General features: G+C 46.3%; 9 protein-coding genes. 7 read left to right on the forward strand and 2 right to left on the reverse strand.

Annotated features, from left to right (window positions below; genetic code table 11):
- Positions 1-37 precede the first annotated feature (37 nt).
- Both K0I62_RS03545 and K0I62_RS03550 read left to right on the forward strand, forming a co-directional pair.
- Positions 38-442, forward strand: a complete 405-nt coding sequence (locus tag K0I62_RS03545; RefSeq protein ID WP_220070154.1) for a GNAT family N-acetyltransferase — start codon at positions 38-40, stop codon at positions 440-442.
- Between the two features lie 108 nt (positions 443-550).
- The gene (locus tag K0I62_RS03550) at positions 551-1132 is read left to right on the forward strand and encodes a hypothetical protein (RefSeq protein WP_220070155.1); all 582 of its coding nucleotides are present in this window, start codon (positions 551-553) and stop codon (positions 1130-1132) included.
- A gap of 495 nt (positions 1133-1627) precedes the next feature.
- Here K0I62_RS03550 and K0I62_RS03555 read toward each other — a convergent pair whose 3' ends face one another.
- Entirely contained in the window at positions 1628-2956 is a 1329-nt protein-coding gene (locus tag K0I62_RS03555) for a sensor histidine kinase (protein WP_220070156.1), read from the reverse strand.
- A 38-nt stretch (positions 2957-2994) separates the two neighbouring features.
- Positions 2995-4548: a DUF3369 domain-containing protein gene (locus tag K0I62_RS03560; RefSeq protein WP_220070157.1), complete on the reverse strand. Its 1554-nt coding sequence runs from the start codon at positions 4546-4548 to the stop codon at positions 2995-2997.
- 241 nt (positions 4549-4789) lie between these two features.
- Between K0I62_RS03560 and K0I62_RS03565 the strand changes: the two genes are divergently transcribed.
- The 5 genes from K0I62_RS03565 (at position 4790) to K0I62_RS03585 (ending at position 11888) form a co-directional block, all read left to right on the forward strand.
- A complete protein-coding gene (locus K0I62_RS03565; protein WP_220070158.1) occupies positions 4790-5605 on the forward strand; it encodes a cobalamin-binding protein in 816 nt (271 codons plus the stop codon).
- Positions 5606-5659: 54 nt separating this feature from the next.
- A complete protein-coding gene (locus K0I62_RS03570) occupies positions 5660-6043 on the forward strand; it encodes an MAPEG family protein (protein WP_220070159.1) in 384 nt (127 codons plus the stop codon).
- A 297-nt stretch (positions 6044-6340) separates the two neighbouring features.
- Positions 6341-10012, forward strand: coding sequence for an ATP-binding protein (locus tag K0I62_RS03575; RefSeq protein WP_220070160.1), 3672 nt, complete (start codon positions 6341-6343; stop codon positions 10010-10012).
- The gene (locus K0I62_RS03580) at positions 10013-10666 is read left to right on the forward strand and encodes a hypothetical protein (RefSeq protein WP_220070161.1); all 654 of its coding nucleotides are present in this window, start codon (positions 10013-10015) and stop codon (positions 10664-10666) included.
- A 1-nt stretch (position 10667) separates the two neighbouring features.
- Positions 10668-11888 (forward strand): phosphoenolpyruvate carboxylase, encoded by a 1221-nt coding sequence (locus tag K0I62_RS03585; protein ID WP_220070162.1) that lies wholly within the window; start codon positions 10668-10670, stop codon positions 11886-11888.
- The last annotated feature ends 437 nt before the right edge of the window (positions 11889-12325 follow it).

Here is a 12325-nt window from a genome sequence, read left to right on the forward strand (position 1 = left end):
GGCTCGTGAATCACGATCGTTATATTTCGGAAAGTATATGCAACTAGACAATGGCGAATATTATATTACCGATGATTCAGAGCGGGTTAATATAGAGACTCTGAAAATATTACTAGAATCATCATATTGGGCATCAACTAGAAGTATCGATGTTATAAAAACAACAATTGATAATTCAGTGTGCTTTTCAGTATATAAGGCCAAAGAACAAATCGGTTTTGGTAGGGTGGTAACTGACTATGCTACGTTTGGGTATATCGCGGACGTAATCATTGATACCGAACACAAAGGTAATGGTATTGGAAAGTGGCTTATGGATGTCATTGTTAATGATGAAAGGTGGAAAGGTAAATTTCTAATGCTTGCCACAGATGATGCGCATAGTTTATATAAAAAATATGGTTTCCAAGGTAGTACTAAATTAATGAGCACGAAAATATAACAAGTTCTAGCACCCGCCCACAAAACTGCTTCGCAGTGGGCATTGGACTCAATCACGCTCCGCGCAATTTCGCCAGTGTAGAAAAGCGTTATGCTCTCGGAGAGAAATATGGACATTGAAGTAATATCGAAATTAGCTTTCGGCCTAATTTCATCTCTTGGAACGATTGCTTTGGTGCTTTTCAATATAGGACAATCAAGAAAAATCAAAGCTGAACTCCTAGAAAAATTTGAAGAAGCAGTCGGCAGAGAGAGCATTCATTCTGTGACCGAGTTATTCCGCCTAATTCATGGACTAAGAATGAGCTACGGAGATATTATTGAGCTCATCCGACATGAACAGTGTTCAAAAATTATCTATGCACTAAAGAAAACACCAGGAATGGTCTCTTATGAAGGAGGCGAGTTCCGGTACGCACAAATTGCACGAAACAGATTTTTTAGATTTATTGATCTCTGGTTTTTGAGGTTGAGTATAGGCTTCTTCAGCATTCTTGGTCTGCTTTCACTTGGGATGCTTGGTTTTGGTCATGGAGCTACATCCGTTGCCGGCTTTGTCTTTCTGCTGTTCTGTTCGGTAATGTTGGCGGTACAACTACGGCAAAGAGCTTACGACCAAATGATACAGCGCCTAATCGAACCAGAGCATAACAATCAAATGCAGCCGACCGCTAACGCGTCGGCTGATTAGGGCGTTATCCCATAGAAATTTTTATCTGAAACAGACAGGTTAGAGTTAAGGTTTTAACTCGAAAATGTCCAGAAATGAGTTAACTTGTGATTGCCCAAGTGGTACCAGTAAGGTCAAATCGAAGAGATAGAAAACTAGGTGTGAACACAGTTGTGACCTTCCGAGGCATGGATGCCGAGGTAGAGCTCACATGGAAGTGCTTGAACAACGTCCATGTCTAAAAGCCAGTTCGGCATCCATGCCTCTCGTTCGTAAGCACGAAGCTCCGCTTCACTCACCGTGTCACAAATGTGTTTGCACGTGAGGCCTGCTGCAAGCAATTCAAAACCATGAAGGTTAACGCTACCATCAGCGATGTAAAAACCTATTCCGGCAAATGCTACAAGCCAAACAATGCTAATACCTTCATTCGGAGGTCAGCTCATTTATGTTCAAAATTTCCCATAGGCTCAAATCGAGGCGGCTGACAACGCTGTGTCGGCGCTGCTGCAGATATTAATCTTCGATTAACGGCAAGGTGATCTTAAGTGTTAAGCCCGTTTCTGTATCTGGTATGGCGATCTTGCCATTAAAGTTACTCACGATGTTATAGACAATATGCATGCCTAAACCGCTACCGCCTTTTCCGCGGTTGGTGGTGAAAAACGGATCAAATATATGACTTTTAACTTCAGGTTTAATGCCGACGCCATCATCGGTAAAAGTAATTATTGCCTGCTGTTTTTTGTGTTCGATTGTAACCGTTATCTGGCCTCCACTATCTTCAGGAAAGGCATGGGTGAGGCTATTCATTATCAAATTAGAAAACAGTTGCGCTAGCTTGCCCACATGGAGATGGATACTGACGTTATCAATTATCTTGAGTCTATAGCTGACTTTGGCTTTTCGCATTGCGGCAGCGTGGGCGATAAAAATGCTATCGATATACTCACCGAGTTCAATTTCTGACTTGTGCTCATTACTCTGATCAACTGCTAACTGTTTAAAACTCATTATTAAACTTGCCGCTCGTTGCAGGTTGACATCGATGAGCTGTGCGCCTTGGGTGATCAGATCAATTAACTCTTGTAGCTCCTCTCTGGTGACTTCATCACTATTGAGGCGTCGATCCATTTCACTTGCAAACTCAATCAGGCTAGATGCACCAGTCACGGCAACGCCTATTGGGGTATTAATTTCATGGGCAATGCCCGCAACCAGTGAGCCCAAAGAAGCCATTTTCTCTTTTTCTAATAGACTTTCTTGGGTTTTCTTTAGTGCTGCAGTTCGCTGCTTAACTAGGTTTTCGAGTTGATTCTCTCTATCTTGGTGTTGTAGCTCTGCGGCGCAACGAGTGGCGAATATCGAGAGTAAAGACAGCGCCAATAAGCGTTTATTGGCATCGATGGGCTTTTTATCTATTGCGACCAGTATCCCTAAAGTCTCACCATGGGTATCGACCATAGATATGCCGATATAGCTGTCTGCCCCCATATCGACCAGAAGCTTATCTTTGGGGTAGAGTTGGCATATATTACTGCCATGAAAGCATATGCTGTCGGTCATGACCTCGTGACAAGGGGTATCTTGGAGCGGATAACTGATATTTTCCATATAGTCATCACCAGCCCATATCGCGATGGTTTGGTTATGGACGGTTTGTGTTTCATCTTTGACGATACGACCGGCGATAACATAGAAGATGTCCAGCGCTTGAGCGAGATCTTTTACCAACACCTGAAAGAAGTCATCTCCCGTTTTGCGGGAGGTGTTTTCAGATATTTTTCGCAGTGCGGCCTCAGCTAATATGCGGCTTTCTGTGTCATCAAAGAGTGTTGTCTTCATAGTGTCGCCTATTGCGGTCATTTAATGGCATCAGTTAATCAAGCTAGATTATAGGTATCTGGATAACGTTCATAAATCTTTTCTAATTGATCTAGGTTTGAAAACAGTATGCTAATGAGTGTTGGGTCAAAGTGTTTACCGCTTTCAGATTTTACATAATCGAGTGCCTCAGGCAGACGCCAAGACGGTTTGTAGCAACGTTTACTCACTAGGGCATCAACCACATCCGCAAGTGCTGATATTCTGCCTGCAATATCGATATTCTCACCTGCTAATCCTTGAGGGTAACCCGTGCCATCCCATTTTTCATGATGTTGATGGGCGATGGTCGCGGCCATTTGTAATATACGTTTATCTGAACTGGCCAGTAGTTCGTAACCGATAAATGCGTGTTGTTTCATGATCTCCCACTCATCGGGTTCGAATCTTCCCGGTTTGTTGAGTATGGCATCTGGGATCCCTATCTTGCCTATGTCGTGCAGAGGAGCAGCCTGGAGGAGGTCATTGACATAGCGTTCTGGCAAGGCTAATCCTCGTCCCAGCAGCGCGGATATTTCACCGACGCGTTTAACATGTGCTCCAGTTTCTTTGGAGCGTTTTTCTACGGCTTCTCCGAGAATATAGATGGTCGATCTTTGGGTGTCCTCTATCTCTTCTCGCAGTAGTAGGCTTTCATAAGTGATAGCGACGTTGGCGGTGAATATCTCTAGTAATTCTTGCCCTTCGGCTTCGATTTTATTGTCAAACGAGAGGTAGACAACGGTTTCACTGCCCACTTTACTGCGGTAATAGCAGGTGACTGAATACTCATCAAAGTGATGCTGTTTGTCTTGCAGTGCTTTATGGATCGAGGCTTTAGCCGATGCTGGCAGGTTATCAATACTGTTGTCTAATTGCATATCTGAGTAGGCATCGGTTGCCGCTAAGATCTTAAGCTGCCCCTCATTGGAGCTTGCCGTATAGCTTTCGGTGATGCTGGCACATAGCCCATCACCGTTAAAGTTTAACAGGTCATTAAGCTGTTCAAGCACTGCTGAAGCGAACTCTCGCAGGTTCTGCACATCGTAAACTGATGAAATTGCACTGATTGCTCGTCTAAGGGAGAGTTTTGCTCTTTCAAGCTTAATAATATCCCGGTAGCCTCTAAGACTTGCATAGAATACGGTGACGAGTTTTGCGTGGGTTAGTTCGGTTTTTTCTTTGTAATCGTTGATATCATAATCACGGATCACTTTTTCTTCAGGAGCCTGACCCGGCTGGCCAGTACGCAGTACAATTCGAATATTAAGATTACCCAAATCTTCCCTTATCCAGCGGGTTAGTTGCAGACCTGCATCGTTGCTCTCCATGACAACGTCTAGCAGTGTCATGGCAATATTGGGCTGGTCTGTTAGGATCTGCTTAGCTTCTTCGCCATTAAAGGCTGATAAAAATTCGATATTGCGTCCACAAAATTCAAAACCACGCATCACCAGTTTAGTCACTTGATGAACGGCATGATCATCATCAACGATCAGAACCAGCCATGGCGGGAGTGTGCTACTCGGTTTGGTTAGTTTAGGTTTATTACTGAATTTGAGTGATGTAGACAAAGCTGGGTACTCCGTTGCTTGCATTGTCGCTAGTGAGTCAACATTTGTTTAAAAGTATAGACATTATCTATGGGCGCGCGGTTATAACTCTAAATGTCTGTACTGATTAATTTTTCGGCTTACAACCCATGCTACTTTAGCTTGTGTCGAAACGCTATAGTAGTAATATTGCTTTTCGTTGTTGATGCTAAAAAACAGTTTTCCTTTAAACGTTATCCTAATTAGGTTGATAAGAGTCAATATGTATTGTAGATGTTTGTTTTTATGCTTATTTTTATTTTCCTCTACCTTGCTGGCAGCGCCCGCGAGCCGGATTGTTGCGCTCTCGCCCCATGGGGTTGAGATGCTTTATGCGATAGGCGCAGGAGACAGTATCGTTGCGGCTACAGATCACGCCGATTTTCCCGAAGCAGCAAAACAGATCCCACGTGTTGGTGGCTATTATGGCATCCAGATAGAACGGATTATTGAGCTTAATCCCGATCTGATTGTGGTTTGGGGCAGCGGTAATAAGCTGGAAGATATTGAGCGCTTAACCCAGCTTGGTTACCCTATTTTTGATAGTGACCCCAAATCGTTACAAGCTGTTGCCGATGATCTAAAAGCCCTTGGTGAGCGTACAGGTCATCAAGCGCAATCACAGCGGGTGGCCGAACAATACCTTGCCAAGCTGCAAGCCCTACGCCTTAGCAATAATGAAAAGAGTGCGGTTAAAGTGTTTTATCAGTTGTGGTCCACGCCCTTAATGACTGTGGCTAAGGGCAGTTGGATTGAGCAGATCATCGAGGTGTGTCACGGCGAAAATGTGTTTGCCGATGCCGCTAATGAATATCCACAGGTGAGCCTTGAGGCCGTGTTGCTGAAAATGCCGCAAGTGATTTTGCAAAGCCAAGATGAGGGCAATATCAATGGTATCGACTGGTCCAAATGGCAAGAGATCCCCGCGGTGAAACAAGCACACATTTACCAGTTAAATGCCGATCTGTTACACCGTGCTACGCCAAGAACTGTTTTGGGGATTGAGGCGCTCTGCGATGCACTCGATAAGGCGCGATGAAAATCAATACCGTTGCTAGCACCTAGCAACTGACTGATATAAGGAATAATAACCATGACGATATTATTGACCTGCTTACTGATAGCCATGCTATTGCCTTATTTGGCCAAAGGGCCTGTGGCAGTGGCGATGGCCAAACATGGGGGATATGATAACAGCCATCCCAGAACCCAACAGGCGCAGTTAACTGGATTTGGCGCTCGCGCTGTGGCTGGGCATCAAAATGCCTTTGAGTCTTTGGTACTGTTTGGTCTATCGGCATTAACTGTCATGGCGCTGGGTAAGGTTAACGATACCGTCGCGCTGTTGGCTATCGTCCATGTGCTTGCACGCATCCTGTACCATATTTTATATCTGCTTGATAAAAGTACCATGAGATCGCTTTCTTGGTTTGTGGCGGTGTTTTGCTCATTTGGGATCTTTGCCCAAGGGTTTTAATTTTCCTTATTGATCATGTCCCGCTCTCGGAAGAGGTCGACCACAAGAATCGCATTATTCTTGTGGATTGTTGTCGCCTGCCTGTTTGTTTCTTGTACCAATTTTCGCTCTCAGCGCGCTTTTTAAACGTCTAAAAGCTGCTATCTTCAGCCTTAATTGCCAAGCCTGCTGCTTTGATTTACTTTAGTGGGATTATATTGCACACCCTATCTAGTGATGCCTTAATATCGACTGGATTTTATACGGGCTAGTATCGAGCTATTGTCGATCATTAGTGCCGTTTGGATAAGGATACAGATGCCAAGCTTGAATCGAATAGTGCTGATTAATACGCACCTCCCCGGCGTAGTGGAACTCGCCCTCAATGGACATACTAATATTTGTGGTACCAATGCATCTGGAAAAACCACCCTACAGCGTTTAGTCCCGGTATTTTATGGCGAATACCCGAGCCGAGTGGTGCCCTCTACACGCGACAGTTTCGAGCGTTGGTATCTGCCCCACGATTCAAGTTATATCATTTACGAGTACACGCGTGATGATGGCTTATTTAGCCAAGCCGTATTAGCCTCAGCGGGTGACGGTAAAGGGGTTAACTACCGCTTTATCGCAAAAGAGTTTGCGTTAGACGATTATGTTAAGTCACAGCAAGGCGGCTCTATTTTATGCCATAACATGGCTGAACTGGGCCGTGAGATGAAGCGGGCTGGCGTTGCGGTAAGTAACTTGCTTAATACCCGTGAATATCGCGCCATTATTCAAAACGATCGCGCCCTTCTGAGCACGGGCAGCAACCGCAGTGAGCTTAGGGCGTATGCCCGTCAATTTTCACTGTGTCAGAGCGAGCACTCGCTGCGCCATATTGAGAAGCTAGCCAAAGCGGTGCACTCGAAAGAGGGCAAGATGGAAACGATCAAATCAATGATCGCTGCCATTCTTGAAGAAGATGGGGTTAACCCGCCGACATCGCGACTCAATCCACAACGTGTAGAAGCCTGGATTAGAGAAAGCCAGCTTATTCAAGGCTTCGAGCAGATCCGTCCCGAATTCGACAAGTTAGAGCAAGAGTTCAACCAGTTACTGAGTGCAGAGCAGCGTCTTGGGAGCTTAAAGCGGGGCTACGGTAAAGATGAATCCGCAGAAGTTGAGCGCCAAGAACAACATCAGCAGCGCTCTAAAGAGCTGGGCATTAAACTACGCCAACTCGATGATGAGTGGAAAGAAGTTCGTGACGAGCTTAACCTTGATCTCTCCGCGGCAAAGGGGGATGTGGCTAAGATTGAATATGAACTCGATGCTATCGAAGATCAGCATGGTTCGTTTCTCGATGCCAATATCGAGCAAGCCAAGCTGGATCTTGAGCAGCTGCCTAGCTGGCGTGGCAGTTTAGAGAACTTAACCGAGCGTCATAAGCTGCAAACCGAAAAACACCAAGATATTGAAGCGGCCTATAACGCCCGTCGCAGTAAGATTGGTGAAAACCTCAACCGCGAACTTGAACAACTCGATAAAGAGCAAGATAAACACCGTGAGGCCAGAGACAAGCAGCAAGCGTTAGCTCGCAATGAGCTTGCCGCACTGGAGCTGCAGTGGCGTGAACAGATGGACGCTGGGCGAGCTAAGCACAGCGAACAGGAATACCAGCTTAAACTGACAGCGGCCCAGCTGACTATGCAGGTCAACAATGTCACCTATAGTGAAGAGGAAAAGCTGGCGCTTGCGGTATTTGATGAGCGGATCTCCCGTGCCGATGAAGAGCAAGAAGCCTGCAACCTTAAGCTTGATAGACTCAGCGGTGAAGAGCGAAAACTTAGGGCTAAGCGCGATCAAGCCAACGAGGCGCTGCGTCAAGCCGGTCTGCGCGTCATTGAGCGTCAGACTCAGCTTGATGAGCTGCATCATGTGCTTTTCCCACAATCCCACACCTTACTCGAATATTTACGCAAAGAAGTATCGGGTTGGGAAACTAATATCGGTAAGTTAATCAACCCAGAGCTACTACATCGTAGCGATCTGCACCCGACGCTTGCCGAGCCTCAAGACAGTTTCTGCGGCGTAACGCTCGATCTAAAAGCCCTTGAGATCCCTGAATACGCGGCGTCTGAGCAGGAGCTGCGCGGCCGCTATAGCGAAGCGGAAGAATCGTTAAATGCTGCCAAAGCGCTGCAGGCAGAGGCAGAAGATCAGCTGGTGGCGATTAACGCCGAACTGGATAAGCTCAATCGTGAACTGACCTTTGCTAAGACGGCTTATAAGAATAGCCGTGATGATTTACGCCGCCTGTTCGACGAGAAGCGTAGCGAGCAAGAAAAGATCAATAAGGCGTTAAGTGGTCGTAAGGCCGAGGCGCAAAAGCAACTTAGCCGCCTCGATAGCGAGGTTAAGCAGCTTGCGTCTCAACATCAAGCGTGGATCGAAGAGCAAAAAGAGCAAGCCCTCGAAGCGCGGATGGAGAAAAATGCCTATTGGCAAGAGGTTGTCGGTGTGCTCGACAATCAGCTAGCTCAGGTTAAAACCAATATTAACCAGCGCCGTCAAGATGCCAAAAACGAGCTGAAAGCCTGTGAGCAATGGTACAAGAACGAGCTTAAATCTCGCGGCGTAGATGAAGACAAGATCGTTAAGCTTAAGCAAGAGATCCGCGATCTCGAAACCAATATTAGCAAAGCCGAGCAACGTCGCAGCGAAGTGCTGCGTTTCGATGACTGGTATCAGCACACTTGGCTTTCACGTAAACCTAAGCTGCAAACAGAGTTAAGTCAGGTCAAAATTGCCGCATCGGAACTAGAGCAGCAGCTAACAGCTAAGGCCAATGAGGTTAAACATCAGCGTCAAATCCTCGATGGTGAGCGTAAACAGTCGGATGCGATTCAGGTTGAGGCGTCTGAAAACCTCACCAAGCTACGCAGCGTGATGCGTAAACTGGCTGAGTTAAAACTGCCAGCCAATAACGATGAGCTTCAAGGTGGCTTGACCGAACGTCTGCGCCAAGGTGAAGAGTTATTACTACGCCGTGATCAGCAACTTGGGGCGGTAAAACAGTATATCGAGCACTTTGATTCGGTGATCGCCAGCAAGTCAGGTTCGAGTCTGTCCGAAACCTGGGAGCGCGCTCGTGAAGAGTCGAGCTTTATTAACGATAAAGGCATCCGTCTGCTGGACTATCGTAAATTGGTGCCACAGCTTGAGCAGTTACTTAATGTTATGGTGCCGCAAGCGGTAATGGGCCTGCGTGAACAGGGGCGTAACTTTGGTATCGATCTAACCGCATTTTACGATGTACTGGCCGATATCGATCGCCGCATCGCCTCGCAAAGTGCGCGTATTACTCGTGAAGTGGGTGAAGAACTGTTTCTCGATGGGGTTAGCGAATCTGCGGTTCGTATCCGCTCACGCATTAGTGAACTGGAGTTTTGGCCTGAGCTTGAGGTGTTTGTTAAGGCGTTCCGTCTGTGGAAGGCCGATGGCTTTGCCGAGCTGCCCGATGAGCACTACACCAACAGTATGCGCCGAGCACTCGATATTATTGGCCGCGCTGCGTTAACTGGCGGGATCGCTAAGTTGCTCGAGATTGAGCTACGTCTGAAAGAGGGGAACAGCGACCTTATTATTCGAACCGACAGACAGCTAAATGAATCATCGAGCCATGGTATGGCTTATCTGATCTTGTGTAAGTTCCTGCTTGCCTTTACCCGACTGCTCAGAGGACGTGCCGACGTCACTATTCATTGGCCTATCGATGAGCTGGGGACTTTACACCACGGTAACGTGAAAAAGATTTTTGATGCCTGTGAAAACAACAATATCAGTGTATTAGGTGCGTTCCCTAACCCAGAATCTGAGGTGCTTAACCTGTTTGTTAACCGTTATATCATCAACAAACAGACCAAGAAGTTACAGGTGGTTAAGCCACAAGTTAATCCTATCGCCGACAAGTTAAGCCAACGATTTTCCAAGGAGGCTGTGTAAATGAGTAGCACCACACAAACTGTATTAGTTGGTCAGGGCGCTTTGATTGAAAGCTTGTTGCGCGGTGAGTTTATCTGCCGCACCAGTAACGAAGAGGCTTGGCGTGCGCTAAAGTCTCAATCGGCACGCGATAGCGTTGAGCAATACCTGAATCAGATTAACCGTACTGTGGCCTCGGCCGGTGAAGGTGAGGTGTTTTTTTGTGGTTATCTTCAGCTCGGCGATGATGAACGTAAAGTGATATCGAGTCAGTTTAAGGATATCTGTAATGCATTGATCCCGCTGGTGGAATGGTTGGTACTAGTGCAAGAGGCCAGTGGTCAAGATGCGCCGTTATCTGAAGGCGCTGCCGTGCGTTTAAGCGAGTTACAGATGCGCATCGAAGATACGCCTGCGTTTCGCGAGCAACTGGCTAAGATCAGCCATTATCGTCTGTTTGGCTCTAGCAGTAGCCAAGTGGACGCGCAGATAAAGTTGGTGTTTAAGCGTTTGGTGGAGCTAGGGTATTTGCTGCGTCCTAATATCGAGAAGCAAATCTATATCGCCACTGGCAAACTGGATTATCTTTATGAAGTGATCCGCTTTATTGATGAAACCGAAGGCTTAAGCTTAGAGGCGCAAGCCGAAACCGCCACTCAAAGGGATCTTATCTAATATGAGTAGTAACTTACACCAAGCCGGGGTAACGCTACTTAAACAGCTGGGGCGTCATGCCGAGTTGGTCATGGATGTGTACCTATCTGGCTCGGTTGCTGAAGATGGCGAGAATGCTGCGGCAGTAGAGAAGCTGCGTAAAGCCGATATCTTGTGGCGCCCAGAACCTGATCAAGAGCTGCGCCTTAAGCGCTCAGTGCGTGCACTGTTGGAAGAAGCGTTAAGCGATGAGCGTAATCGTCAAATTGATGCCAATGTTGGCTCAGGGCTCGCCACGATTAAGACCTTAGCCGATCACTATAAAGAAGCCCGTCATGCGGTGGATTACAGTGCCAGTGAGGCCTATCTGGCTGATTTAAGTGAGCATGTCTATAGCTTTGCAGAAGGCATACGTTATTCGATTCGGGTACTTTGGAGCCGGATTAACAACGAGTTTGGTTATGTCGGTACCATCAACGCCAAGATCCGTGAAAACGAATTAGCCCAGAGTCAGGTTTCTGAGTTGCTTAACGGCTTAGAGATGTTCCAGTTTAGTGAGCTGGGTGAAATCGCCGGTGATATCCGTGAGTTACGTAAGTTACTTATCACCACCCTACAGGAAACCTTGAGTGACTGTACTCAGGAGCTGAGTGTGGTGCAGGGCCGTTTACTTGAACTACTGGGGCGTTTTAGACAGATCCAGGGGCGTACTCGTCTGCTTAAAGGCTGGTTACTTTATACCGATCAGCATCCTGATTATCAGGTAGCCGATCACGTTGGCCATAAGCAACTGCCGACACTGTTTAATCGCGCCGATGCCATATTGGCTCCCGCCGCGGTCGATGTGAATAATACTGGCTATGAGAGCGAACTGCTGCAGATGGTGGCGCAGATCAAGGCGATCTCCCGTGTGGGTCGCGAGACGATTGTGCGTGAGCACGATGTGCCATTTGCCTTAGTCGATGCTGAAGACTTCGATATCCCTGATAATCCATTAAAACTGGCGGTCGATGAATACTTCTGCGCTGTGATTGATTCTGGGTTGCGGCAGTCGGCGCTAGAATATCACCAACAGTTGGCATTGGCGTGGGATCAAGAGAGTTGGTTGTATCAGGTGATTTGTGGTTATGAGGGCTTACCTGAAGATCATCGCCGCTATTTTGAGCTAGAGCCAATAGGTGAACCTCATCCGGTTTATACTGGCAACTTTATTATTCGTGATGTGGAGCTTTGGTTAGCTTAAGCACTAAATGTTATCTTTTAGGTTAACCTTGTTGTTAAATTAATCTTATTAATGCTGCTAAATCAATTGTTTATAATATTTGGTTTGGCGGCTTTTATTTTGTGCTAAAACAGTGCGAGTACTGGTTTAACTTGCTGCAACATCAGTGGGATCAACTGCTGTTATATAGTGTGCAGGCATTTTGACTTAACACTTGATCTTTGGTGGGGTTTACTGCTGTATGTTGTGGTTTTTGCAGTTGATATCCCTGCTATTTTTGAGCGTTTTTTGGCCCTACAGTTGTTTTATATGATGTGATGTAAAAGTTTGTTTTAGTGTTTAAGGTCGCCTTTTTATTTTGTAGCTTTATTTCAGTTGCTTACGCTTGGTTTTTGCTGTTGTTTTTTTGTGATTGATTTAACTTGGTTTAATTGATATTGAAATTGATGCCAGCATGA

Source organism: Shewanella psychrotolerans, from assembly GCF_019457595.1.
GTDB lineage: Bacteria > Pseudomonadota > Gammaproteobacteria > Enterobacterales > Shewanellaceae > Shewanella > Shewanella psychrotolerans.

Excerpts from the sequence above, each read along its gene's own strand:
- K0I62_RS03575 (WP_220070160.1), top strand. The coding sequence starts at position 6,341 with ATGCCAAGCTTGAATCGAATAGTGCTGATTAATACGCACCTCCCCGGC.
- K0I62_RS03570 (WP_220070159.1), top strand. The coding sequence starts at position 5,660 with ATGACGATATTATTGACCTGCTTACTGATAGCCATGCTATTGCCTTAT.
- K0I62_RS03555 (WP_220070156.1), bottom strand. The coding sequence starts at position 2,956 with ATGAAGACAACACTCTTTGATGACACAGAAAGCCGCATATTAGCTGAG.
- K0I62_RS03580 (WP_220070161.1), top strand. The coding sequence starts at position 10,013 with ATGAGTAGCACCACACAAACTGTATTAGTTGGTCAGGGCGCTTTGATT.
- K0I62_RS03565 (WP_220070158.1), top strand. The coding sequence starts at position 4,790 with ATGTATTGTAGATGTTTGTTTTTATGCTTATTTTTATTTTCCTCTACC.
- K0I62_RS03545 (WP_220070154.1), top strand. The coding sequence starts at position 38 with ATGCAACTAGACAATGGCGAATATTATATTACCGATGATTCAGAGCGG.
- K0I62_RS03585 (WP_220070162.1), top strand. The coding sequence starts at position 10,668 with ATGAGTAGTAACTTACACCAAGCCGGGGTAACGCTACTTAAACAGCTG.
- K0I62_RS03550 (WP_220070155.1), top strand. The coding sequence starts at position 551 with ATGGACATTGAAGTAATATCGAAATTAGCTTTCGGCCTAATTTCATCT.